This is a genomic window from Sporosarcina sp. So3-204, from assembly GCF_058068165.1.
The window spans coordinates 745,606-772,160 of sequence record NZ_CM176485.1 but is presented as its reverse complement, the minus strand read 5'-3'; the positions used below and the strand labels follow the sequence as shown (position 1 = coordinate 772,160).

The following is a 26,555-nucleotide window of genomic DNA, read 5'->3' as shown; positions in this document are numbered from 1 at the left end:
ACTTGTAATTTCCCCCTTAAACTTATACATATCTCTTTTTTATACTTTCAAAAACTTTCGAACTGACATAAAACTACCCCATATACCGATAAATACCCCCATAAATAAAAGCAATCCGTTTAACTGCAATATAAAAGGCATCACTGGAAGCAATTGAAATACTTCGCCATCAAGCTTAGGACTAAGTACATCAAATAACTTATAATAAGATATTGAAATTATTAGCATTGGTAGAATTGCACCTAAAATACCCAGCCACACACCTTCAAGAAGGAATGGAATACGAACAAAGTTATTTGTCGCTCCAACAAGCTTCATAATTTCAATTTCTTTCCTACGTGCAACAATTGTAATACGTATCGTGTTTGATATTAGGAACATCGCCGTAAATAACAAAGCCACAATTAGAACGAGTCCTACATTACGACCAGTATTCAATAGATTAAATAACTTCTCAATTTTACCTTCACCGTATATAACTTTGAAAGAATAGTCATATGTATCAATCTTTTTAGCAATAGCTTCGGTTTGTTGCGGTACAGCGGCTTTTACATAAAATGCATGGCGGAGCGGATTATCCTGTTTATATAAATTAAGCTCATCACCTAAACCTTTAATCATTTTGTCAAGTTCTTCTGATTTGGGAGAAAACTTAACTTCTTTAACACCGGGCGTATTTCGGATTTCTTGTTCTAAAACCTTGACCATGGCATCATCCGCTGCAAGATCGACATGAACCTTTATTTCTACATCTTTTTCGATATTGTCTGCGGTATTATTTAAGTTCATCATGATAACGATAAACACACCGACTAGTAAAAGTGTTACGGTAACGGCACTAGCAGATGCAAAAGTCATCCAGCTGTTACGCCCCAAACTTTTCAAACTTTCTCTTATATGACGCCCTAACGTTCTAGCTTTCATAGCCGTAATCACCTCCGTACTCATCCCGGGTGATTAATCCGCCTTCAATTGCTATAACACGATGTCTAAGCGTATTTACAATTTCTTTATTATGCGTAGCCATTACAATCGTTGTACCACGTGAGTTTATCTCTTCTAGAACTTTCATTATTTCCCAAGACGTTTCTGGGTCAAGGTTTCCTGTAGGCTCGTCAGCAATAACAACTGGAGGAAAGTTTACAATAGACCGCGCAATAGAGACACGTTGTTGTTCTCCTCCCGATAATTCGTTTGGAAACATTCGCGCCTTCTGTGTTAGCCCTACAAGTGCAAGAACTTCATTCACTTTTTTTCTAATCTCAGTTGGTGTTTCTTCAATTACTTCTAAAGCAAATGCTATATTTTCATATACATTTAACATTGGTAAGAGTTTAAAGTCTTGAAACACAACACCGATTTTCCTACGTAGAAAAGGAACACGTTTATTGCGTAGCGTCGACAAATTAATACCGTTAATGATAATATCACCGCTTGTTGGTTTTTCTTCTCGGTACATCATTTTAATAAATGTAGACTTACCAGCTCCACTTGGTCCGACCACAAATACGAATTCACCACGTTCAATTTCTATATTAATGCCATGCGACGCAACGACACCGTTCGGGTACTTCTTATAAACATTTTTCATCACAATCATATTATAACCACCTGAATATTAATAGATCTGCTATCTTTCAACAATATTATTATAGCACGTTTTGCTAAACCTTTTATTACAGTTACATTTCATTTGATTAACTTCATGACATTAAGGGAATAATACCCTTTTTATAAAAACTGCATATAAAAAACGCCACCAGTTAAATTGATATGCTCCCCATAAGGTAGACAGATTAAAAAATAAAATCTGTTGACCTAAGGGGAGTATTTTTTATGGCCAGAAGTAAACATTCCGTTGAAGTGAAACTACAAGTTCTTCAGCTGTTAAATGAAGGGGACTATTCTCAAAGAGAATTATGTGAAAAGTTCTCTGTCACTAAAAGCACGATTCATCGATGGAGGATGAAATTTGATCAAGATGGATTGGATGGGCTAATCGAGTCGACTACTTGGAAAAAATATTCGAAAGAATTGAAGATGTACGCAGTTGAAGACCTTCTATCCAATGACTTTACGCTTATTGAGGTTTTGGAAAAGTATAATATTAGCGATGGTTCTGTTTTAAGAGCATGGGTAAAAAAGTATACTAGTCATAGTGAGGTAAAAGATTCGGGTAAAGGAAGGAGCCGAACTATGACTAAGGGAAGAAAAACAACTCTTGAAGAACGTATCCAAATTGTTGATCATTGTTTAAGACATCAGAAAAATTATCAAGTAACATCCGAAACATACGGAGTTTCGTACCAACAGACTTACCAATGGGTAAAGAAATTTGAAGCCGTTGGTGAAGCTGGTTTACAAGATCGCCGTGGACGTACCAAAGAAGTAATTGAGTTAACAGCGGAAGAAAAACTACAAGTAGAAATCAAACGAATTGAGCGTGAAAATGAACGATTACGCGGGGAAAATCTATTTTTAAAAAAGTTAGAGGAAATCGAAAGGAGGCATCGCTAAGTCAAATCCGATTACAACAGCGCTATCTAGCGATTCAAGAGCTGCATAAAGAAGCACGGCTGGCAATCAGTTTACTTTGCGAAATCGCGGATGTTTCGCGTGCTGCGTACTATAAATGGCTTCATCGAACAGCTCCAGCGAGGGAGCTGGAAAATGACCGTCTATGGGTCGGGATTCAATTACTTGCGCAACAAGTAAAAGGCATATATGGCTATCGTCGTGTGACGTTAACGATTAATCGTTATCGGGCATTGGCTAATCAACCCCTAATTAATGAGAAGCGCATTTACCGAATTATGTCTACACATAATTTACAGTCGGTGATTCGCCGAAAACGAAAAGGTTATCGTAAAACAAAGGCTGATCATGTCGCAGACAATCTATTGAATCGTGAATTTAAAGCAGACAAGCCAAACGAAAAATGGTGTACGGATGTGACGGAATTCAAATATGGCGTTGGGAAAAAGGCTTATTTGAGTGCGATTATTGATTTGTATGATGGATCAATCGTTAGCTATCGATTTGGTCGCTCGAATAATAATCCACTCGTGTTTGAGACGATAAAACCAGCCATTCAGGGACTGCCGTTTGGGGCACGTCCACTCATTCATAGCGATCGTGGTTATCAGTACACATCAAAAGGTTTTAAACGAACAACAGAAAAGGCAAATATGACCCATAGCATGTCACGTCCTGGTCGTTGTCTAGATAATGCGCCAATCGAAGGGTTTTGGGGTTCTTTGAAATGTGAAATGTATTATTTGAGCAAGTTTCATACTTACAGGGATTTGGAAGAGGCCATCGCCTTGTATATTCACTTCTATAATACAAGTCGTTACCAAAAACGATTAAACGGCTTAAGCCCTTTAGAATACAGAGCTCAAGCCGCTTAACGATTTTTTATTATTTCCACTGTCTACTTGACAGGGAGCAGTTCAAATACCGGTGACGTTTTTTATATTCTATTATTTCTTTTCAGATAACCATTTAGCAACAGCGTCAGCTTCTTCGCCTTCAATTACTTTTGCAGGCATTCCACCTTGACCATTAATGATTACATCGTGGATTTCACTTTCAGATAGGTGACCGCCAACTTTATCTAAAGCTGGACCAGCTCCGCCTTCAAGGTTTCCACCATGACATGAGATACACTTGTTGTTAACGATTTTTTCTGCATCAACTGAAGCAGTTTCGCTACCTGTAGTTGTACCTTCGTCTTTTGCTTTATCTCCGCCGCCACATGCTCCAAGTACAAGCACTGCACCGAATACTAAAGCGAGTAATGTTTTCTTCAAAATATTACCTCCTTCGTCTCATTAATATGCTACACATTTAGTATACCAAAACAACACACTTTTGAACCCTTTAACGCAAACCTCATTGTGTCAATTTTAGGGATAAATGCCAATTATTCTGTTATCAACATCGTTCTTTGCAGACTTTGTCGAATTTTCCCATCAAAATTAACCCAATATCGAAAAATAGCATACATTAATAACTATATACACCATTTATCTCTTTAATAAACCTTTTAAGAAATCTGTGAACGTAAATATGCATTAATAAACAAGTCGATATCTCCGTCCATTACTGCACTCACATTTCCAGTTTCAGCATCTGTTCGGTGATCTTTAACCATTGAATAGGGATGGAATACATATGAACGTATCTGACTGCCCCAACCAATTTCTTTTTGATCTCCACGAATCTCAAGTAAACGCGCTTCTTCTTCTTCAACTTTAATTTTATACAATTTTGATCTTAGAAGATTCATCGCACGTTCACGGTTTTTAATCTGCGACCGTTCTGTTTGACATGTAACGACTGCATTTGTAGGTAAATGCGTAATACGTACAGCTGAGTCAGTTACGTTAACGTGTTGACCACCCGAACCACTTGAACGATATGTGTCGATTTTTAAATCTTCTGTACGAATCTCAATATCGATATCTCCATCAAATTCTGGCATTACTTCAACTGAAGAAAATGACGTATGACGACGGCCTGATGAATCGAATGGAGAGATTCTAACGAGTCTGTGAACGCCTTTTTCAGCTTTTAAATAACCGTAAGCATTATGCCCTTTAATCGCCAATGTCACCGACTTTACGCCCGCTTCGTCTCCAGCCTGATAATCAAGCGTCTCCACTTTGAAGCCTTGATCTTCTGACCAACGCGTGTACATTCTTAAAATCATTGAAGCCCAGTCCTGTGATTCAGTTCCACCAGCACCAGAATGAATTTCGAGAACAGCATTGTGTTTGTCAAACTCTCCACTTAATAGCATTTGAAGGTCAAATGCTTCAAGTTTCTTCTTAAAAGTTTTTAAATCCGCACCAAGTTCTTCTTGCATTTCTTCATCAAATTCTTCTTTTAACAGCTCTAGCGTCATTTCTAAATCTTCCTGCTGATCTGTCATTTCTTTAAAGTTTTCAACAACATCTTTTAGTGCATTAGATTCAGAAATCACTATTTGAGCCGCATTTTGGTCATTCCAAAATCCTGGATCTGCCATTACTTCATCTAATTCTTGGATTCGTGCCTCTTTGTTCTCTAAGTCAAAGAGACCCCCTAAAGTCCACTAATTTCTTAGCTGAAGTGTCGAGATCGTTACGTACGTTGGATAGTTCTATCATTATAATTTCCTCCTGAAATGGGTTGCTTTTAATTTTTATAAGTTGAAATAAACAGTATTGCATAATGTACACCGTTGTTTTCCGCTTCGAATAGGGCTTCCGTACTTTCGAAGTCCCGCTTTGGTGGACGCTTTCCTAGGGGCTCGATCTCAGCCTCCTCGTCGCTTCGCGCCTGCGGGGTCTTCAATCTTCACTATTCCCTCAGGAGTCGCCACTTTCCGCTCCAAACAACTAATATATTGGTTAAGACCTTAAGTTCAACATATATAGTTACTTAACTACGACCGTGACAATTCTTGAATTTCTTACCGCTACCGCAAGTACATGGATCATTTCTTCCAACGCTTACTGCACGACGCACGGGTTTCTTCTTAACTTTTTCGCCTTCTTCTTGCGGATTAACTGCCTGACCTTTGACAACCTCTTCACGTTCTAGATTGTTACGAATTTCTGCCTTCATGGCATATCTTGCTGTATCATTCTCGATTGACAATACCATCTCTTCGAACATCGCAAATCCTTCCGACTGGTATTCCCGGAGTGGATCCGTTTGTCCATATGCACGTAAATGAATACCGTGACGAAGTTGGTCCATGGCATCGATATGATCTGTCCATTTCGAATCAATTGCACGGAGTATGATGACTTTTTCGAATTCGCGCATGCGCTCTTCCGTCATTTCCGCTTCTTTTTCATCGTAACGCGCAGTTACAGCATCTTGAATGAGCACTGTTAATTCCTCAGCATTTTTACCTTCAAAATCTGCTTTTGTTAAGCGTCCTTCAGGCAGTAAATTGGCACCGATAAAATCTTCAAGACCTTTAAAGTTCCAGTTGTCAGCATTTTCTTCTGTCGTATGCATAGCAACTGTTCGTTCAATAACATCCGTCAACATTCTTTCAACAATACCACGGATATTTTCAGATTCAAGAACATCATTTCGTTCTTTATAGATGATTTCACGTTGTTGACGAAGTACATCATCATACTGGAGCAAACGTTTCCGCGCATCAAAGTTATTACCTTCAACACGTTTCTGAGCGGATTCAACTGAGCGCGATACCATTTTAGACTGTATCGGCGTCGTATCATCCATGCCTAGTTTCTCCATCATTGATTTCATCTGGTCAGAACCAAAACGACGCATTAACTCATCCTCAAGCGATAAATAAAACTGCGTAACCCCTGGATCTCCTTGACGACCCGAACGACCACGTAACTGATTATCGATTCTTCGTGACTCATGACGCTCTGTTCCAAGAACCGCAAGTCCACCCGTCTCAATAACACCTTCACCGAGTTTAATATCCGTACCACGTCCAGCCATATTCGTAGCGATTGTGACTGAACCTTTTTGTCCAGCACCCAAAATAATTTCCGCTTCTCGACCATGGTTTTTCGCATTCAAAACATTATGTTCGACGCCGAATTTTGTCAAATACTTAGAAATTATCTCAGACGTCTCAATCGCAACAGTACCAACAAGAACTGGTTGCCCCTTGGCATTACGCTCTTTAATATCTTCCGCAACGGCTCTGTATTTACCTTCCATTGAGGAATAAATTAAATCTGCGTGGTCATCTCTTGTAATTGGTCGATTCGTCGGAATTTCAATAACATTCATATTATAAATATTACGGAATTCCTCTTCTTCAGTTTTAGCTGTACCAGTCATTCCTGATAACTTTTCATATCTTCGGAAATAGTTTTGGAATGTAATCGTCGCAAGTGTCATCGACTCGTTCTGAACTTCCAGACCTTCCTTCGCTTCAATCGCCTGGTGAAGCCCTTCACTATAACGACGACCTTTCATAAGTCGACCCGTAAATGAATCGACAATGACTACATCGCCCTCTTCAACAACATAATCAACATCGATATGCATACTAGCATGTGCTTTCATCGCCTGATTAATCCCGTGAAGAAGTGTCACATGGTCCAAATCGAATAAGTTATCAATGCTAAACGCTTTCTCAGCTTTTTCAACACCGCTTTCAGTAAGCGTTACACCTTTTGTCGACTCATCATATGTGTAGTCTTCTTCTTTTTTCAACGTCTGAATAAATTGATTCGCCAATCGATATAAATTTGCTGCCTTAGCTGCTTGCCCAGAAATAATTAACGGCGTACGCGCTTCATCAACTAAAATCGAGTCAACTTCATCAATGACGCCAAAAAATAGCGGGCGCTGTACTTTATGTTCACTGTAAAGCACCATATTGTCGCGTAAATAATCGAATCCAAGTTCGTTATTCGTACTATAAGTAACATCTGCTTCATACGCTTCACGTTTTTCTTCTTTGGACATACTATTCAAATTTAGCCCGACTGTAAAACCGAGAAATTCAAAAAGTTCGCCCATTTCAGCCGCATCACGACTGGCAAGATATTCGTTTACCGTAACAACATGGACACCTTTATCCGCAAGCCCATTTAAATAAACCGCCAGAGTAGATGTCAACGTCTTACCTTCACCCGTTTTCATCTCTGCGATATTACCCTCGTGTAAAGCTGCAGCACCGATAAGCTGAACGCGGAACGGATACATACCAAGCGCTCTACGCGACGCTTCACGCACAACCGCAAACGCCTCTACTTGAAGGTCATCAAGTGTCTCCCCGTCGATATAGCGTTGCTTAAACTCATCCGTCTTCGCCTTTAAGGCATCATCCGAAAGTTTTTCTGTATCCGAAGCAAGCGCCTCGACTTGATCTGCGATTCGTCCAAGTCGCTTCAAATCCCGTTTATTCGAATCAAATATTTTCGTTAATACACCAAGCATCTAGGTCACATCCTCATTAAGTTCACTCACTATTTTAACACTGCAAAATGCGCGGCGCAAATGTACCAACCAACTTTTTCAATTTAATTAAAAGTTTGACCTCAGAAGTACATAATATATTGGTGGAATTTCACCCGAAGCTGGCTATATTCGGACCGGTTTGGGCTGGTTAACGGAAACTTCATAACGTGTGGGTGAAACTTTGCAACGTCTTGCTCTAACCTCTCAACGTAGACAAGAAACTATGCAACGTTTTAATCAAATCTCTCAACATTAACATGTAACTTGCAACGTTAACAGGAAACATCACAACGTCCGGCTGAAACTTTGCAACATCTGGTCCACTTCGTAACATTTTGATCAAACCTCTCAATATCGACAGGTAACAATGCGACGTTAAAAGAGAACTTCACAACGTCCAACTGAAACTTCGCAACATCTGGCCGAATACGCCTCACAAAATTTCTCTTCCATTAAGTTAAAAAACCTCCAAGTGGTCTAGCCACTTGGAGGTTCCATCTATTCATTCGTTTGATTAATTCGTTTCAATCAAACCATATTTTCCATCTTTTCGCTTATAAACAATATTCGTGCCATTTGACTCGCCGTCTGTAAAGATAAAGAAATTATGTCCAAGCATGTTCATTTGTAGAATTGCTTCCTCTTCATCCATCGGTTTTAAATCAAAGTTTTTTGTACGTACTACAGAGAACTCTTCATCCTCTTCAACCGCAGTAGCAGTTTGACTTGCATCTTTATTAACTGATGCGAAGAATGCAGCTACACCTTCACGCTCACGGAATTTACGATTGACTCTCGTTTTATATTTACGAATTTGTCTTTCAAGTTTATCGACGATTAAATCAACCGCTGCATACAAATCATCATGACTTTCTTCAGCACGTAGTGTTAAATTTTTCATCGGAATTGTAATTTCCACTTTTGTTTGCTTATCATTATACACTTTTAAGTTCACATTTGCCGGTGCGTCAACACCTTCTGAAAAGTACTTTTCAAGCTTGTTCACTTTATTCTCAACGTGTTCACGAATCGCTGGAGTTACCTCTAAATTTTCACCGCGGATGTTGTAATTCAACATATGAACTCCTCCTTTAATTAAAGCTTATAAGTATACTTCTATACGTGCCCTAAAAAGTCCTTCAAGAAACATTAATTTTTTAAAAAAATTGTCGAATTTTAGCGAAACGCTGTCATATCGCACTCTTAAATATAATAATTATTTTTTCTTTTTTTCAATTTCCATCTTTCGAAACAATTTCAACTCGTGAACAATGAGCTGCTCCTTCGTTAAATCCTCCTCAAATTTATAACCATACGTATATCCATCATGATATGGTTCTTTCCAGATAACTATACCCCTTACATCAATCTGAACTTGATATAAAGTAAATTCAATATGCAAATGTACAGCATCCTTTTGAAATGGAATATTAAATTTTGAATAAAGCTTAGCCCCGCCAGGACTTAAATCCATAAGTGAACAATCACCTAATCCAGATTCTTTACCATCAGCCATGATAATTCGAAATCTCGCATCGAGTGGCGCATCGAAAGTATGCCGAAAATATTCAGTTCGCTTGTAGAGCATTTGCCGCCCTCCAATTTTTAATGACATAACTACTTTTGCCAATTATACCACAAATATTCAGAATATATTAACAATTATTAAATCCACAGACCTACATATCTAGAATGGTTTATTTCACAATAAAAATTCCAGAAGAGTCTTCCTCTTCCGGAACATTTTACTGTTTCGTATCATAAAAAGTACCATCACGCGCAACATTACTATAAGGATTCACATAGTTTTTCATGTGATCCTTTTTTGATTGAGCTTCTGTAATGTCCATCCGAATTTGATTATTAAAAAGGGTTATTTTTTTCTGCAATTCCGCTTCCAAAATGACTAACTCCTTACCATAAAGTTCTTCTTCTGGTGTAAACGGCGCTAGTATTTCAGGCTGAAGGACATCGCGCACATCAAGTAACGATTCAATATTTTGTATCGCCTCATCACGCGTTTCCTCAGCAACCTTCTGAGTTTCAAGAAGTAAACCTTCAGTCGCTTTTCGCCATGTAATTAGTGCTGCTCGAATCATATTTTTTCTACATTCGCATATTGTTTTTGTCGGTTTATTTGGATTACTTGCTTCCAAGTATCTCGGAATTCTGTAATGATTTCAGCAGCTTCTGCAAATAAAGCTACATCATTTTTAATATTCCCATCAATTAAACGACTATTTGCAAACTCGTATAAAATGAGCATGTTTTTAGCGACAGGAATGGAAGTGTCCAGTGTCAGCATAAGTTCAGTAATAATGGCCTGCGCTTTTTTAATTGCTATATTTTTCTCTTCAATTTTATTATCTTCGAGTGCTCTTTTTGCTTGTACAATAAATTTCAAACAACCGTTATATAACATAAGCGTCAGCTCACCCGGTGTCGATGTATTTACTGAGTTATTTTGATATGTTGCATATGGGTTATTCATAGCCATAAAATATCTCCTTTTGTAATGCTATGTTTGATCACATTCAGCTGCCAAATGTACTCATTAACTGTGCCGACTGAGCGTTCGACCTTTGTATTGACATTTCCATCGCAGCGAATTGCTTCCATAAACGGTCTTCGGATGTCTTTAAACGTTCTTGAAAACGTTTAATTTGGTTGTCCATTTCTTTCATTGATTGCCCTAAAGTATATCTATCGTTCACATCACCAACACTTCCTGCACGTGCAGAAAGCGACTTGACACCTTCATCAACAGCAGCACGAAGTCTAACCGCAAGACCGGCATTCGTATTATCTACCTTTCCATTTTCACCCGTTACACCCGACTTACCAAATATTTCATAGACTTTATTTGGTTCGTCTGTAATCGCTTTACGAAGCGCTGTTTCATCAATGATGAGCTTTCCGTTATCCCGCCAGTTTGTAGCTGTCGTAATACCGATGTCACTTAAAAAAAGTTTCCCGGGATTATTATCTGTATCCGGATTTTTTGGATCTGGAATCGATCCATTCAACGCAGCACGCATACCTGATAACAGCTTCTGAATTGCTGGATCGTTTCGAAGCGTTCCGCTCATTGCTTTCTCTTCCCACTGCTCTATTTCTTTTTCTTTCATATCCTTTTTTTGTTCAGCGGAGAGCGGTTGAAAATCACGGTGTTTTGCTTCACCTAACTTTTTGTTCAATTCTTCAATCATTTTATTGTAGTCATTCACGAATTTCACGATCGTGTCTAGCACTTTGTCTGTATCTGGTGATGAGTTAAATGTAACCGGTGCTTCTGCTTCTGTTACTTGCTTCAAGTTAATTTCAAATCCACTAATTCGGAATGTGTTAGATGAGCGTTGAGTATCAAGTCCATTGAAAGTGAATACGGAATTTTTGCCTGCCTCGGCTTTACCACCATCATTGAATCCTTCGACTACAATCAAATCTTGAGCAACACCCACACCTGTTGTCAGATCAGCATTCGGACCTCCGCCACTATTTTTTGCAGTCATCGCAATCTTTCCACTATGTGAATCGTAGAATGCATTGACATCGGTATTCTTATTTATTTTATCAAGCAACGACTTTATTGTGTCTGTTGAATTTATATCAACCGATTTTGATTCCAACACGCCTTTGGAATTAAGCGCTGTAATATTAATTTTTGGTCCTGTTATACCAAGTTCAACTAAGCTTGAGCTTTCATTCTCATCTAATCCTGATTTCGATTTCGTACTTTGCCACGTACCTTGTATGGCTAACTGTTTGACAGAAATCGATCCCGTAAACTCAGATGTAGCATTGATACTTTTAATCCCTACTGCATCCGGATTCGAGATATTCACATTTTTCGCCATAAAAGAGCTTTCCATCATAACTGTATTAAATAGTTTATCACTTGTCGATTGCAAGTTCCTATTTACACTTCTATAATCATTTAACTGCCATTCAAGATACTGTTTCTTTTGTGTAATTTTATCAAGGGGAATACTTTGTGCTTTAATCAAATCCCTAATAATCTCATCAGTATTCATTCCACTTGCCAATCCACCAATTTTCATAATCCTTCACGCCTTCCTTAAATTTTTCGGTCTATTAGTAAGCCCACGAATTCTCGCATTGCCGCGTGGATATCCAATAGTTTTTTGGAGGGTATTTCACGAATGACCTCATCTGTCTTGGAATCAACGATTGTTACATAGTACTCGTTTAGCTCATTATGAAATACGAACTTCAACTGTGAATCAGCACTTGTCAAAAACTTATTCATACTGTCTATCATCTCTACCGCTTGCTCAGCGGGCATAATACGTTCAGTATTTTCAGCGTTTTTTTCTGCTTTTGTCGTCACTCCTTGAACCGGGGCGACTTCACGAAATTCCTTGTCCATTGCACTTGCCCCACTAGAACGAATCACTTGAACCGTAATTGTAGTACTGTCCACAAGACCAACCATACCAAATACCTCCTTGTACTTGAGAATGCTTCTATTAATAATTATATCGGCTTATTGAAATCTAAGTTAAGCTTTACTAATAAATAACGACCTATTTGTCAATAACCTATCATTAAACAACTGCTAGTTTCCAAAACCTTTACTTATTAATTTAAAACTTAAAAACCCACTTTAGACGTATATGTCTAAAGTGGGCGAATGCTGTAAATGAGATAGACTACCAAACAATTCTCTGACGGCGCCTATACACTTTATTCTCTTTGTAATTTACGGCGCCTTCCTTACCAATTCCTAAATAATGTTCACGTACTTCTTCGTTGGACAATAAGGAATCTACATCGCCTTGCATCGCAACACGGCCATTCTCCATAATATAGCCGTAATCAGCGATCGATAAGGCAACATTCGCATTTTGTTCCACAACTAAAATTGAAGTACCTTCCTCTTTATTAATCTGTTTAATATTTTTAAATATTTCTTCCACTAATAAAGGAGCAATTCCTAGTGAAGGTTCATCAAGAAGAAGTAGCTTTGGTTTTGCCATAATGCCCCTACCAATAGCCAACATCTGTTGCTCTCCTCCAGATAGGAATCCTGCTTTCCGATGTTCTAGTGCTTTTAATTTCGGGAAATATAGATAGATCTTGTCAATATCTTTTTTCAGGTTTTTGCGATCTTTTCGAGTGTAAGCACCTGCCATTAAGTTTTCTTCCACCGATAAATTCTTAAAAACTCGTCTTCCTTCCATTGACTGGAAAATACCGTTCTTTACAATCAAATCAGGTGTTACACCTTTTATACTTTCACCTTCAAATTCAATTGTACCGGCCGTAATTTGTCCATCTTCACCCGACAGTAATCCCGAAATTGCTTTTAAGGTTGTCGACTTGCCAGCGCCATTTGCACCCAATAAAGCAACAATTTTACCTTCCGGGACATGAAGCGACATTCCCCTTAAAGCAAGAATTATTTTCGAGTAAACAGCTTCAACATTGTTAACTCTAAGCATAATCATCATCCTTCACAAAAAGAAGTTGCAAACATGGGTCCAATATTAATCTTTATAACTAAAGTAGTCTGTTAATTGCTCCCACTTGCCGTTTTTCACAATACCTAAACGTGTTTGTTCAGTACCTGCATGGTTTTCAGCACTGAAAGTAACAGGTGCAGCCAAACCACCTAAATCATAATTATCTAGCGACTCTAGACCTGCTCTTAGATCTTCTCCAGTTAGTTCGCCCTCTTTTAATTCAGAAGCTTTCTTAATGCCTGCAACAACTATTTTAGCTGCAGACCATCCTTGAATAAATTTCTGATTAATATCTTCAATTGTTTTACCTTCTGCTTCTAAATACTCTTCGATTTCTGCCATTCCTTCAAAATCTTCATAAGGCATAGCATGTGAAAGAATGCCCATATAGCCTTCAGAAATCTCTTCACCTGCGATATCAATAACCCCTTCACCAGAAGCCCAGTTTAAACCAATAAATTGCGTATCGATATCAAGCGTCTTCGCATCCCTTAAGATTGTCGCTGTAGCGCCCCAAGTCTGTTGGATAATCGCATAGTCAGGATTTTTCTTTTCCATATTGAGTAACTGAGATTGCGCCTCAGTTGCTTGTACATCAATTACTTGTTCATCCACAATCTCAATACCAATTTCTTTTGCATAATCTTTAATATCTTCAACTGGTGAACGTCCGAAAGCCGTATCATTATATAGTAAAGCTACTGTCGGATCTGCGCCTTCATGATTATCTTGAATCCATTGTAAAATCGCACGACCTTGATCTGAATAAGATGCAGCAACAAGGAAGTTATAAGGACTTTCTTCTAAATTCTTCAGGTTTTCAGAATAAGAAGCAGAAACAAATGGAAGTTTATCATTCGCCACTTGCTGACGTAATGCTTCTGTATCTCCTGTTCCCCAGCCTAAAATTGCAGAAACGTTATCTCTATCACGAAGTGCCTGATAGATTTTTTGTGCCTCTGGAATCGCATAAGCGTAATCTTCTCCAGTAAGTTCAATTTTCAATCCATCGATGCCACCTATATTATTTAAGTGTTTGAAGTAAGCTTGCTCTCCTTCTGCATAAGGTGTTCCTACATCGCCCGTTGCGCCTGTAATATCATACAAGCCACCTACTTTAACAGTTCGCACATCGCCTTCTGAAGTGTCACCGCCACTTGGCTTATCTGCATCTGGTCCTTTACCCGCATCCTTAACATCGTCATCCCCACACGCGCTAAGAATAAGCATCATCATCAAAGCTAGCAACAAAACCGTGAATTTATTCCTTCTGTTTTTCATGATTTTTCCCCCTTTTTATATGTGCTACTATGGAAAGAAACCTAATTGGTCTCATAATCCCAACTGTCTAATATGAAAATGGCCATAACCTAAAGTACTTCTTGATGTTGATCCACATATGTGCCAAGCCTCCAGGTTCAAAAATAAGAAACAGGATAATCACTGCCCCAAAAACGAATTCCCTAAAAGCTGACAATAACTGATACATATCTGGCATAAATGCTGCCATAAATTCAATTAGCATACTTAGACTTACAGGTAAAAGCGTAATAAAAATAGCACCTAATATTGAACCTAAAACACTTCCTAAACCGCCTACTAAAATCATCGCTAAATATTCAATAGAAACTTGGATACTATAAAGTTCTGGACTTACAATCATCGTATAATGTGCAAGAAGTGCACCGGCAATCCCAACAAAAAATGAACTAATCGCAAATGCCATTACTTTATATTTAAATAAATTAATCCCCATAATTTGTGCCGCCACATCACGATCACGTACTGCCAAGAAAGCTCGTCCTGTCCGTGTGCGGATTAAGTTTGTCGCGTAAAAAGTCGTTAATATTAAAATGACTACACATAAATAGTAATAGCCTGTGTTACTTGAAAGTGATAGCTTTCCAATGGTTGGACGATTCAACACCATTCCAGCTGTTCCGCCCGTTAAACTATCCCAGCGACTAATCACAAACAAAATGATGACCTGTGCCGCTAGTGTTGCAATGGCTAAATATAATCCTTTTAAGCGTAACGAAGGTATGCCGAACAGACCACCGACAATCGCCGTCATAATTCCAGCCAAGGGAAGCGCAATCCAAAAACTTAAGCCTACTGTAGATGTTAAAATCGCTGACGTATAGCCCCCGACTCCTAAGAAAGCACCAACACCTAATGAAATTTGACCTGTAAAACCAGCTAATATATTCAGGCCTATAGCGCCTACGGAAGCAATAGCACATAAAGTTAACAGACCGATAACATAATTAGATGTAATCAAAGGTAGTGATAGTACAGCAATGATGAGAACAACAATTGCAATTTTCCCACCAGTCGTTCTGAACATCGTCATATCTTTTTTATAGCTCGTCTTATAATTTCCACTTTCTCTCACGAATGGATTCCGCACGCACTCACACCCTTTCTATTCCGCCTTTTCCAAATAAACCATATGGCTTTATCATTAAGATAAGCAGGACAACGATGAACGGCGCGACTTCCTTTAACCCTCCACCTACTAGCGGATCTAAGTAGCCACCTGCCATACTTTGTAAAATACCAATCATAAATCCACCAACAATCGCACCTAAAATACTATCTAGCCCACCTAAAATAACGACCGGTAGAACAGTTAACCCGATTGCTGCCATCGTGGGACTTACCCCGTTTATATTTCCTAGCAAAACACCGCCGACTGCAGCAACTACGGAAGCAATTGCCCAAGTTGTGGCGTAAACAGATTTCACACTAATTCCCATTGATAAAGCAGCTTGTCGGTCATCTGCAACCGCACGCATAGCAACACCCATCTTGGAAAACTTGAAGAAAATAGTGAAAATGAGAAGTAGTGATATAACTACGACAAACGACCATAAGTAAACAGGTGTAATGATGACACCTCCTAAACGAATAGGCGTGGGCGGAAATATTTGCGGAAACGTCTTCGTCTGATGTCCCCAGATCATATGAACCGCACCTGCTAATAAGCTGGATAACCCTATGGTCGCCATTATAACCGATATGACCGGCGCATTTTGTAGTGGCCGAATGACGACTCGCTCGATAACAAGTCCTAACAATGCACTGAAAATAAGTGTGATTAGCAGCGCGAAGATGAAAGGTATCTTATAGGAAGTCATTAATATTAAGCAGACATATGCCCCGATAATGACAAACTCACCATTCGCTAAGTTTAACGCATCACTCGCCCTATAAATTAGGACAAAACCTAGTGCCACGAGTCCGTAGATACTACCAACAACGATTCCTGTAACAAGCATTTGAATGAAGAAAGTCAAGACTTATGCCACCTCCTGCCCAGTTTCTAGCTGAACGACTTGTAAACTTACATCACCCATAGCTTCATGATTTTCACCGCGCATTAACACTTCTTTTGAATTTGAATAAAGTCCCTCGATAAGTAACGCGTAACTTTCTTCGACAAATTTTCTCCTCACTTTTAACGTTCGGGTCAGCTCACCGTCATTTGCATTTAACTGCTTATGCAAAATCGCGAACCGTTTGACACGCGCTGATTGAGGCATTTCTTTCATTAACGCCTGAACTTCTTTTTCTATAAAATTAATAATTTCTGGATGCCTTGATAAATCGGAATACGTCGTATAGACGATTCGATTTTTATCTGCCCATCGCCCGACGCTATTCATGTCTATATTCAAAATAGCTGTCATATAAGGTCTTCTTTTACCAAAACAAACGGCTTCTTGGATATACGGACTTGCTTTCAACTTATTCTCCACAACTCTCGGATAAACTAAATTACCATCAAGTGCTGTAACGACATCTTCCTGTCTATCTAAAATATAAAGATGACCATTGTCACCTATATAACCGCAGTCCCCAAGTGTGATCCAACCATCATCTACTTGTTTCTCTTCTTCATCATTTAGATAAGCTGAGAAGATTGCTGGGTTTCTAACAAAAATATCTCCTAATTCCCCGATTCGAACATCCGTATTAGGCAGCGGTGCACCAGCGCTTCCGACTTGAATATCATCGTCCCGATGAACAAATGCAATACCCGCAACTTCTGTACCACCGTATGATTGTTTTACATTCACACCGATACTATGATAAAAGTGATAGGCCTCTGCTTCCAATGTTGCACCCGCCACATAAGCTCGCTTTATTCTAGCTAATCCCAAGTGGTCTCGAACCGCACTAAATACCAACCAATCACCCATCTTATACATAAAATTCTCCCTAAATGAAAGCGGTTTCTTATTTAACTTTGCATCAGCCGCTTTATCTCCATATCTCTTAAAGGTTTGATAGACCTTCCTTTTAAACCAGCTTGCTCCTTCAATTCGCGTTGTAAAACTAGATCGTAATGTTTGGTAGACCCGGGGCGGGGCTAAAAGTGTATGTGGACCTATTTCTCGTAAATCTACTAAAACAGTATGCGGTTTCTCGGGAAAATTAATAACTACCCCTGTCTTTAAAGGCATTGCGATACTTATAATTTGCTCATGAATCCACGCAAGCGGTAAAAATGAGAAGTAATCATCTTTTTTCTCCATTTTGTCAACAGAGTCTAAACCATCGGCTGCATAAATTAAGTTATTATGCGTCAACATGACACCTTTAGGATCACCCGTCGTCGCCGCACTATAAGCGATAATTGCTATATCTGTTCCGAGCGTGCGCTCAATCTGAGTACGAAAAAAATCAGGCTGCGTCATTCTCAACGTTTCACCAATTGCTAAATCCTCGTAGAAGTCTGATAATATAACTTGCTTATAATGCCGCATACCTTGTTTATTGTAAAAAATAATATGTTCAACAAGTGGAATTTTATCTTCTATTTCTAATAACTTATCAACTTGTTCTTGCCCTTCTACAACAACGATGCGCGCCTTACAATCATTTAAATAGTAAACTAGCTGTTCCGGGAGAGACTCCTGGTAAATGCCCACTGAGATACCACCCAACACTTGTGCGGCCATCTGGGAATACAGCCATTCTTCGCGGTTCTCACCAATGATTGCAAGTTTTTCTCCCTTTTTGAATTCATACTTTTCTGATAGTACTAAAGACAATTGTTCTACTTTTTTATAATAGTCTGACCAAGTTGTTTCATTCCAGATGCCTAAGTTTTTTTGCCTCAATGCCACAACATTTTCATCGGTCAATGCCCGTTTAGCTAAAAGTTTAGGTAAAGTATTCTCTGACTCCATTGTTTGGCCCACCCCTCTAAATAACTTCTTCTTCTCCGATGTAAGCCCTGATAACTTCCGGATTTTTCTGTATTTCTTCCGGCGTACCAAATCCAATTTGTCTACCAAAATCCAACACTGCGATATGGTCGGATAAATTCATGACTACCCCTAAATCATGCTCTATTAATACAACTGTAATATCCATCACTTCATGCATATCTAAAATAAATCCAGCCATTAGCTCCTTTTCAACATTATTCATCCCGGCCATTGGTTCATCTAACAAAATTAGTTCTGGACCAAGCGCAAGTGCTCTGCCAACTTCAACACGTTTCTGGAGACCGTATGGAAGTGTACCAACAGGCGTATGCCGAATATCTTGTAGCTCTAAAAATTCGATTACTTCTTCAACTTTTTGTCGATGTACTATTTCTTCTTTAGAGGCTTTTCCAAAGTAAAATCCGCCACTGATTGGACCCGAAGTCATCAAAGCATGTCTTCCTAGTTTCAAATTATCCAGAACCGACATATGTGCAAATAACGCAATATTTTGGAAAGCACGTGCAATTCCTAATGATGTCCGGCTATAAGGTTTCATCGTTAACAACTCTTGACCTTTGAATTTAATCGAACCATTGGTAGGTTGATAGATACCACTAATACAGTTCAACATACTTGTCTTACCAGCACCATTCGGGCCAATTAGTGAAAAGATTTCACCTTTTTCAATATGGTAACTGACCCCGTCTAATGCCTTAACACCACCGAATTGCAAGGATAGATTTTCTACTTCTAATATAGACTCGGCCACGAACTTCCCCCCTTACATAATAATTTTTAGATATGTTCACATTGTTGAAAGTTTACACACTATTCACATATATGTCAACAAAGTATTTAGAATAAAACAACAATTAAGATATTTTTTTATCCTGAATTAGTTTCATAGTGTCGAGCACTAATTTGCAACTAAATTACAGTTTAATGTCGCTCGTAATCAAAATGTAATGAAGTAAGCTCAATCCAATAAGCGCCTAGCTTTTCTCCAATCTTTATTTCAACTGGTAACCTTTACCTCAAAGTCACCCTACATATCCATGTTATTGTTGAATTCGACATCAGATTCATGATATAAAAATTCAGGAGGTCATTATGAGAAAACAACTAATTACAGCAACACTAGCAATTTCAATAGGATTTAGTTCAGTTGGATTGTCTTTCGCTGAACCAATAGAGGTTTCCGCTGCAACCACTACCCAAGCGAGCCAGAAGGTTGTTGAAGCAAAAGCAGATCAATTAATTGAGACTGGTAAAAGTCTAATCGGAAAGTCAACGTATAGTACAACAGTTTATAAACCAACTGCTCCGTATAAGTTTTCATGTGCGACATTTCTTATGTATATTTTCGAAAAAAATGGCGTAGATATTGGTACTTATAATGAGGATTATATGATGCAACAAGGAACAGCTGTTGCTAGAAATCAATTACAAAAAGGTGACCTTGTATTTTTTGACAGTCGAGGCGGTAATGTGCCTAACCATGTTGCGATGTATATCGGGGATAATAAAGTAATTCATATGGCAGATTCAAAACAAAATATTGTGATTTCAGATATGAATAGTAAACCTTACTATAATGATAGCTATATAACAGCACGAAGAGTTATACCTGGATTACTGCCTTCAACCCCAGCTACTAAAGGGGACAATATCGTTAAACTTTCTTACGATATAAAAGATAAGGTAACAATGGGCAGAGTAAATAACGAAGCTTCCATGAGTTTTACTGGCGCAGGATACGTCAACTATATTTATAAAAAGAACGGCGTTAATTTAGGTGCTACTTATGCGAGAGACTTAATGAAAAAAGGGTCTACTGTTTCTAAAGCAAACTTACGAAAAGGGGATTTAGTCTTTTTTAATAGCGTAAAAGGATCAAATACACCTTCAATCGTTGCTATATATGCCGGGGAACAACGAATTATTGTCCCAAATTCAAGTGGTGTTCTTACTCGAGTTTTGCTAGCAGATTATTATAAAGAACATTATATTACAGCGAAACGTGTGTATTAAGGTGCCTGTGTAAGACACTATTCAGAATATACACTACAATTGCATGAATTTTAAAAGGAAGTCAGCGTTGCATTAATTTGCTGGACTTCCTTTTGCATTTTCATACCATAACGTGAATTGTCATAAATGTATGCAACACAGGCACCATTAGAAAGAAGAGGAATCCGTCATAAAGCAAAAGCATTCCAAATTTATGGAATGCTTTTTGTTTTATGGTTTTTTCATATCTTTCGCTAATGCAATCATTGCACGACTAGACATAGGTCCTTTAATTAACACAATCGAATCGCTATCCAATAATGGCACCAATTCCTCCATCAATCCATCTATCTTCTTAAAAGAATGAATAGTGGCTGTACTTTTATCAAGAATCGCTTGTTTTGCAATTTCTTCTGCTTTTTCCCCTATTGTAATTAATGTATGAATTTTTCGCTTTGCAACTAAGCTTCCAATTTCTCGGTGATACTTCTTTTCAAATTTCCCCAAACGATTAATATCACCCAATATAAGGATAACTTTTTTTCCTTTTCCGATATAATCTAAAACTTTAAGTGCCGCTTCTATAGATGTAGGGTTATTTGTCCAAGTATCATCTATAATCGTACTTCCCCCAATCCCCTTCGAAAACTCTAAATGTCTTGTCATATTTTCAAAAGTTTTCAGTCGGGAAATTGCTTTATTCATGTCCATTCCCATTTCATAAACGGCAGCAAGTGAAGCAAGTGCATTATAAACCTGATGTTCACCATATCCAGGAATAAACGCATCATACTTTTGATTTTCATGATAGAAGGTAAACGACATTCCACTATCGGTAAATTCCATAGTAGAAATCCTAAAATCCGCTTTACTTTCTTTCCCAAAATATAATACTTTCCCTTTAAATGATCGAAGAGAAACTTTTCGTGTATTTTCATCATCCGAATTTAAAATCAACGTGCCGTCATCCTTTAATCCATCCACAATTTCAGCTTTCGCACGTATATAACCTGCTAAATCTATACAGCCGTCCAAATGATGAACACCGATTGTCGTAATAATCCCGATTGTTGGTTTATAGATCATACATTGATGTTTGATATTACCCGTATTTCCTAACCCATGTTCGAAAACGGCTGCATCTGTTTTTTCATCAATTCCCATCAAGTAGGGCAAGGATCTTCTTGGTTCATTCTTACTACTTTCCGAAGCTTGAACATTCTTATCCTTACATAAAATATGTTTAATCATATCTTTCGTCGTTGTTTTCCCACAAGTTCCCGTAATTGTAACGACGGGTAAATGAAAGAGATCACGATAATAGTTGATGAATTTCCAGTAGGACTGAACAAGACTTTCAACTTTGATTACCGTCGTATTGGACATTGCTTTTTTCAATTCAGCGGTTGTTTTATCAGATATAACAAGTGAAGGGCCTTTACGATCGATTTCATGCCAATTAACCGAGTCACTTCTACTAACAAATAATAGCGTATTTTTATTAGTTAAATCATGCCGTTTATAATAAATCGCGTTCCTTACAAGCCAGTTTACTTTTCCGGTAATTAATTCCCCCTTCAGTAATGCCTTAATTTCGCTTACTACTAATGGTTTCAATTTAACAACTCCTTTTTTATTATTTTATTTAATTCCCAAGTCCAATCTCATTTTGTATATTCCCAATATCCACGATTTTTCATATCCTTTTTCATAGGCAAACTTTTTCCAAATAGGTCATCTATCGAAAATATATCAGTTCCCCTATAAGCATTTGCAACCCTACTTTCCGACAGAATGACACCAATCCTTCCATTCATTCTTTTTGAACTACTTTATTATATTAATAAATTTGAAGTGATAGCTTGGTGTTTGTCCCATAGGACAACAATATATTTTTATGAATGAATTAATTAATCCAGGTGGTGGTATTATTACTCTCTTCTCCTTAACTTTTCGGCTAGTTCTATAATTGGTTTGCTGTACATATCGCCTTTAATTAAAATGATTGTATTGCTATCAACGATTTCTTCTAACAACCGATAAGCAAGAATATCATTGTTAAATGTAAAAACTTCTGATTTCAATCCACATTTAACCGCATGGTCAGCCATGACTTTCGCATGAAATCCAATTGTAATGAGCTTATCGACACCAACTTTTTGGATAAGTTCACCGGCTTGTTCATGGATCACATATCCCCATGATCCTAGGTCGGTTATCGTTCCAATAATTGCGATTTTTTCTTTTCCTTTTCCTAAATCATTTAATACTCTTAAAGCAGCTTCTAGTGAAGTTGTTGTAATACTCCATGTGTCATCGAGAACAGTACAACCATTTATTCCTTCGTATATTTGAAGCATCTTATTATACTTTTTAAATGTCATTAATCTCTTACCTATCGTTTGTAAATCAACCCCAATTTCATGCGACGTCGCTATGGCAGCAAGCGCATTATACACTTGATGCTCCCCGTACCCGGGCACAAACATTGGGTAATCTTTATTTTTATATTGAACAATAAAACTCATGCCGTCTTCGCTATAAATCATATTTTTCGCGCGGTAATGACAGGAAGAATGAATGCCGACTTTTATGATTTCCCCATTATATTCAGTAAAATCTAATGTCTTTGTATTTTGGTCCTCCCCGTTAATAATGAGTATTCCAGATTGATTAAGTGCACGCATCATTTCACCTTTTGCTTGAATATAAACTTCTGGCGTTTTGCAATAATTTAAATGGTGGGCACCAATATTTGTAATAATCCCGATTGTCGGTTTTAAATATTTACCTGCTTTTATTATGTCTCCAGGGGCCCCCACTGCCGTCTCAACAACAGCAACTTTCGTTTTATTATCAATACTTAGTAGATAATTTAAATTCTCTGTTCGCGAATTTGTCGAACTGCCGGTTGCTATGACGATATTATCTTCGGACAGTATGTGGTTAATCATTTCTTTCGTTGTTGTTTTTCCAGAAGTACCTGTCACCGCTACGATTGGAATTTCGAATAAACTGCGATAGTGCGTGACAAACGTCCAAAAAGCCTCTTCTACATCACTCACTTTTATGAATGTGATCCCTGTTAAATGTTCATGACGACTACATTCTTTATCTGTTACTAATATGATTGGAAAAAACTGCTTCAAATCTTCCCAATTTACAATTCTTTTTTTTGCAAATAAAATTGTGTTTTTATTTTTCACTTGTTTCAGCCGATATGCACCATAGTGAACCATTTCGTTTTCACTTCCTTGCATTAATTCACCCGATATAACGATTTTTACCTTTCCAACCGATAGAGGTATCAATTTATTATTCACACTCCTTTCCTATGGCTTAGCATATGGTTATTTTTACAGACGACATATACGAATACCTACAGTTACATAATATTTTATTGCTTAGGGGTAAATAACCATGTATTACACTGTTTGTCTCATAACTATAGATAGAGCTGCAAAAATGTATTTTTAGGGGGAAGTGATCTGTTTGAAAACAATTATCTTCATCGGGACAAATAAATCCGGATCAAGTCGGGAAGCAATAAAAGCCGCAGTGAATCTTGGATATTTTACTGTCCTATTTACAAATAAAGAAAGACAAATGGAACAAAGGACGGCTTACGATGATGTTCATGAAATGGTTTTGGTAAACACCGAGAGTATTTTAGAAATGGAAAAAGAAATAAAGAAATTGATGATTAACGGCAAACAAATCCAATCTATTGTCAGCTTCATCGATTCAAACGTGTATAAAGCATCTATTTTATCCGATGAATTTTGCGAGAATAAAATGTCTTCTAAAGTGATTAACATAATGGAAAACAAAGCAGAGACACAATTATTCTTAAAGGATCAATCTTATATCCCAATGTATAATGTCATAAAACAAGGGAAAAAAATTGATTACAATAAAATACTTTCAAAATATAATATGCCGGTTATCGTCAAATCTTCGACCTCAACAGGATCCAAAGATGTTTTATTGGCGAAAACAAAGGGTCAAATAAAAAAGTATTTTAAGAAATTACGGAAGAAAAATCCAGAAGATGCTATTATTGTCGAAGAATATATTGAAGGCGATCAATACTTGGTGGAAGCAATTATCCATAACGGAGTTATCCAAATCGCAGCGATTGTGAAACAAGAAATCACATTTGACAAACGATTTATTATAACGGGCTATGGCGTTCTTGTAGATATTCCAAAAGAAATAAAAAAAGGGATTGAAAAAGTACTAAACTCTGTCATTCATCAATTCCAGATAAACAATGGTTCATTGCATCTGGAAATAAGACTATCAAAAAGTGGATGGAAGCTTATAGAGATTAACCCAAGAATATCTGGGGGAGCTATGAATAAAATGCTAGAAGCTGCATTTGGTTTTAACTTAGTTGAGGAGACATTAAAAATTAGTTTAGGAGAAAAACCTTCACTTGTACCAAAACATAAAAAGTTCGTATTTACACAATATGTGACTTTATCAGAGAGAGGTATTTTAGATAAAGTAACGGGTAAACAAAGAGCCAAAAATTCTCCGGGAATTATCGAAGTATACGTAAAGCCAAAAAAAGGCACACTATTAACCCCACCACTTTCAATGGGTCATAGATATGCTTATGTCATCGCAAGCGCAGATACGATAGAAGAAGCAGAGATATTAGCTAAAAATGCGGCGAGTGAAATTAAGTTTCATTTGAAAAAGGAAGAAGAATAAATCAAAAAAATCTGGGTACTCTGTAATATTAAAGACAAGCGATTGTACATGATGATTTATCTCATCACGACTTGTTTATAATGTTACACACATTATAAACATGCACATCACTAAAAAAGTGATGTGCATGTTTATTTTGGCTAGCTTTTCTGCCTAGTTTTATTAAAATACTAAACATTTTACACTTACAAAGAATAGCATTAGATGAGAACTAATATCCTTTTATTAACTAAAAACGGTACAATTTGATCATCTGTTAAAATCGCTTCTTCTACAACTTGTTTACCATTAATTCCAAAATATTAATAGTACTTCAACGAAACGGAGCTGCTCCCTTTTGTCGAAAACAAATGGAAGGCATCCCTATTTTAGTTAAAAAAGTCCCGGCATTCTTATGCCGGGACTTCCAGGACTACAATAACTTCTGACATCCTATTTTAATAATAGGAATTTGAAGTTTAGATGTAACTCCTTCTATCGTTCCACTCAAAACTGACACTATCATTATCCGAGAAAGCTTAGACTAAAACTCCACAAGGGCAAGAAATACCCATATTCTATCTACTTTTTCAATCGGTACACTAGTATCATCAAACAACTTCTACTTAATTTTGTGAGAGTAACATATGCATTAAAAATTAGTCTAACTTTTTAATGATAACAGAAGCGTTTACGCATGCTTCTGTGCCTCCAATTGGAGTTGCAAGACCAACAGCTGCTGCAGAAGAATGATTCCGTAGAGTAAGAACATCTCCGGCTCCTATTGTGAATATTGCTTGACCATTGGTTTGCTGCGTTCCGGCACCTGAAACATAAATTGTTCCCGGAACCAAGTCGCCATTTAAGAAGAGTGCGAATTGATTCGGTTCTGTACCAGACACAGAGAAAGTAACCTCGTAAAGACCAGCATTGGTAATTTGAATTGAAGGTGATCCTGGAGCATGCAAAATTCCAGTTGTAAGAAAACCATTCGTATCAAAATTTACATCTGCCCCAATTGCAACCGTTTGTGCATCCAAGTTATAAATGTACGCCAATTCAGACAAACAATTACATGGTGTAATAATTCCCATAATTATCACCTCCTTTCAATCTATAAATCCCCATAATTATCACCTTCTCTCAATCGTAGTATTTGTAGTCTATGGTTGTGGTCACACGT

General features: G+C 37.7%; 24 protein-coding genes. 3 read left to right on the top strand and 21 right to left on the bottom strand.

From position 1 onward, the window contains the following. Positions 1-39: 39 nt before the first annotated feature. On the bottom strand, positions 40-924 hold the full coding sequence (gene ftsX, locus AC3RV6_RS03660; protein ID WP_489748108.1) for a permease-like cell division protein FtsX: 885 nt from the start codon (positions 922-924) through the stop codon (positions 40-42). Continuing rightward, positions 914-1,600, bottom strand: a complete 687-nt coding sequence (gene ftsE / locus AC3RV6_RS03655; RefSeq protein WP_489748107.1) for a cell division ATP-binding protein FtsE — start codon at positions 1,598-1,600, stop codon at positions 914-916. Before ftsE ends, ftsX begins: the two co-directional genes overlap by 11 nt. A gap of 236 nt (positions 1,601-1,836) precedes the next feature. On the opposite strand from ftsE, the gene AC3RV6_RS03650 reads away from it, so the two are divergent. Continuing rightward, a protein-coding gene (locus tag AC3RV6_RS03650) for an IS3 family transposase (protein WP_489748106.1) occupies positions 1,837-3,410 on the top strand; the annotation gives its coding sequence in 2 pieces (ribosomal slippage) (positions 1,837-2,479 and positions 2,479-3,410; 1,575 coding nt in all). A 72-nt stretch (positions 3,411-3,482) separates the two neighbouring features. Here AC3RV6_RS03650 and cccB read toward each other — a convergent pair. The 15 genes from cccB to AC3RV6_RS03575 all read right to left on the bottom strand — a co-directional run bounded on the left by cccB (position 3,483) and on the right by AC3RV6_RS03575 (position 19,433). Continuing rightward, positions 3,483-3,812 carry a cytochrome c551 gene (cccB, locus tag AC3RV6_RS03645; protein WP_489748105.1) on the bottom strand — a complete coding sequence of 110 codons (330 nt, stop codon included), beginning with the start codon at positions 3,810-3,812 and terminating at the stop codon, positions 3,483-3,485. A 236-nt stretch (positions 3,813-4,048) separates the two neighbouring features. Then, positions 4,049-5,150, bottom strand: a protein-coding gene (gene prfB, locus AC3RV6_RS03640; RefSeq protein ID WP_489749176.1) for a peptide chain release factor 2 whose coding sequence is annotated in 2 segments (ribosomal slippage) — positions 4,049-5,077 and positions 5,079-5,150 — 1,101 coding nt in all. Because the reading frame shifts where the segments join, the coding sequence is not laid out codon by codon here. 277 nt (positions 5,151-5,427) lie between these two features. After that, on the bottom strand, positions 5,428-7,935 hold the full coding sequence (gene secA / locus AC3RV6_RS03635) for a preprotein translocase subunit SecA (RefSeq protein ID WP_489748104.1): 2,508 nt from the start codon (positions 7,933-7,935) through the stop codon (positions 5,428-5,430). A gap of 535 nt (positions 7,936-8,470) precedes the next feature. Continuing rightward, a complete protein-coding gene (gene hpf / locus AC3RV6_RS03630) occupies positions 8,471-9,034 on the bottom strand; it encodes a ribosome hibernation-promoting factor, HPF/YfiA family (protein ID WP_489748103.1) in 564 nt (187 codons plus the stop codon). A gap of 138 nt (positions 9,035-9,172) precedes the next feature. Further along, positions 9,173-9,544, bottom strand: a complete 372-nt coding sequence (locus AC3RV6_RS03625; protein WP_489748102.1) for a PilZ domain-containing protein — start codon at positions 9,542-9,544, stop codon at positions 9,173-9,175. Between the two features lie 157 nt (positions 9,545-9,701). Then, positions 9,702-10,055 carry a flagellar protein FliT gene (gene fliT, locus AC3RV6_RS03620; RefSeq protein ID WP_489748101.1) on the bottom strand — a complete coding sequence of 118 codons (354 nt, stop codon included), beginning with the start codon at positions 10,053-10,055 and terminating at the stop codon, positions 9,702-9,704. Then, positions 10,052-10,453: a flagellar export chaperone FliS gene (fliS, locus tag AC3RV6_RS03615; protein WP_489748100.1), complete on the bottom strand. Its 402-nt coding sequence runs from the start codon at positions 10,451-10,453 to the stop codon at positions 10,052-10,054. The genes fliT and fliS overlap by 4 nt, the downstream gene beginning before the upstream one ends. 37 nt (positions 10,454-10,490) lie before the next feature. Further along, on the bottom strand, positions 10,491-12,017 hold the full coding sequence (gene fliD, locus AC3RV6_RS03610; protein ID WP_489748099.1) for a flagellar filament capping protein FliD: 1,527 nt from the start codon (positions 12,015-12,017) through the stop codon (positions 10,491-10,493). A 17-nt stretch (positions 12,018-12,034) separates the two neighbouring features. Further along, positions 12,035-12,412, bottom strand: a complete 378-nt coding sequence (flaG, locus tag AC3RV6_RS03605; protein WP_489748098.1) for a flagellar protein FlaG — start codon at positions 12,410-12,412, stop codon at positions 12,035-12,037. Between the two features lie 217 nt (positions 12,413-12,629). Next, entirely contained in the window at positions 12,630-13,421 is a 792-nt protein-coding gene (locus AC3RV6_RS03600) for an ABC transporter ATP-binding protein (RefSeq protein WP_489748097.1), read from the bottom strand. 45 nt (positions 13,422-13,466) lie between these two features. Beyond that, positions 13,467-14,723 (bottom strand): ABC transporter substrate-binding protein, encoded by a 1,257-nt coding sequence (locus AC3RV6_RS03595; protein ID WP_489748096.1) that lies wholly within the window; start codon positions 14,721-14,723, stop codon positions 13,467-13,469. A gap of 67 nt (positions 14,724-14,790) precedes the next feature. After that, entirely contained in the window at positions 14,791-15,852 is a 1,062-nt protein-coding gene (locus tag AC3RV6_RS03590; protein ID WP_489748095.1) for a branched-chain amino acid ABC transporter permease, read from the bottom strand. Positions 15,853-15,856: 4 nt separating this feature from the next. Beyond that, a complete protein-coding gene (locus AC3RV6_RS03585; RefSeq protein WP_489748094.1) occupies positions 15,857-16,741 on the bottom strand; it encodes a branched-chain amino acid ABC transporter permease in 885 nt (294 codons plus the stop codon). 3 nt (positions 16,742-16,744) lie between these two features. Next, positions 16,745-18,640: an AMP-binding protein gene (locus tag AC3RV6_RS03580; protein WP_489748093.1), complete on the bottom strand. Its 1,896-nt coding sequence runs from the start codon at positions 18,638-18,640 to the stop codon at positions 16,745-16,747. 16 nt (positions 18,641-18,656) lie between these two features. Next, complete coding sequence (locus tag AC3RV6_RS03575) at positions 18,657-19,433, bottom strand: ABC transporter ATP-binding protein (protein WP_489748092.1); 777 nt, start codon at positions 19,431-19,433, stop codon at positions 18,657-18,659. A gap of 341 nt (positions 19,434-19,774) precedes the next feature. Between AC3RV6_RS03575 and AC3RV6_RS03570 the strand changes: the two genes are divergently transcribed. Then, positions 19,775-20,695, top strand: coding sequence for a C40 family peptidase (locus tag AC3RV6_RS03570; protein WP_489748091.1), 921 nt, complete (start codon positions 19,775-19,777; stop codon positions 20,693-20,695). A 210-nt stretch (positions 20,696-20,905) separates the two neighbouring features. Here AC3RV6_RS03570 and AC3RV6_RS03565 read toward each other — a convergent pair whose 3' ends face one another. The 3 genes from AC3RV6_RS03565 to AC3RV6_RS03555 all read right to left on the bottom strand — a co-directional run bounded on the left by AC3RV6_RS03565 (position 20,906) and on the right by AC3RV6_RS03555 (position 23,997). Then, entirely contained in the window at positions 20,906-22,291 is a 1,386-nt protein-coding gene (locus tag AC3RV6_RS03565) for a Mur ligase family protein (RefSeq protein ID WP_489748090.1), read from the bottom strand. Positions 22,292-22,338: 47 nt separating this feature from the next. Then, positions 22,339-22,491 (bottom strand): hypothetical protein, encoded by a 153-nt coding sequence (locus tag AC3RV6_RS03560; RefSeq protein WP_489748089.1) that lies wholly within the window; start codon positions 22,489-22,491, stop codon positions 22,339-22,341. Positions 22,492-22,605: 114 nt separating this feature from the next. Next, complete coding sequence (locus tag AC3RV6_RS03555; protein ID WP_489748088.1) at positions 22,606-23,997, bottom strand: Mur ligase family protein; 1,392 nt, start codon at positions 23,995-23,997, stop codon at positions 22,606-22,608. A 160-nt stretch (positions 23,998-24,157) separates the two neighbouring features. On the opposite strand from AC3RV6_RS03555, the gene AC3RV6_RS03550 reads away from it, so the two are divergent. Then, positions 24,158-25,393 carry an ATP-grasp domain-containing protein gene (locus AC3RV6_RS03550; protein WP_489748087.1) on the top strand — a complete coding sequence of 412 codons (1,236 nt, stop codon included), beginning with the start codon at positions 24,158-24,160 and terminating at the stop codon, positions 25,391-25,393. A 638-nt stretch (positions 25,394-26,031) separates the two neighbouring features. Here the strand turns inward: AC3RV6_RS03550 and AC3RV6_RS03545 are convergent. Beyond that, complete coding sequence (locus AC3RV6_RS03545) at positions 26,032-26,466, bottom strand: BclA C-terminal domain-containing protein (protein WP_489748086.1); 435 nt, start codon at positions 26,464-26,466, stop codon at positions 26,032-26,034. Positions 26,467-26,555 lie beyond the last annotated feature (89 nt).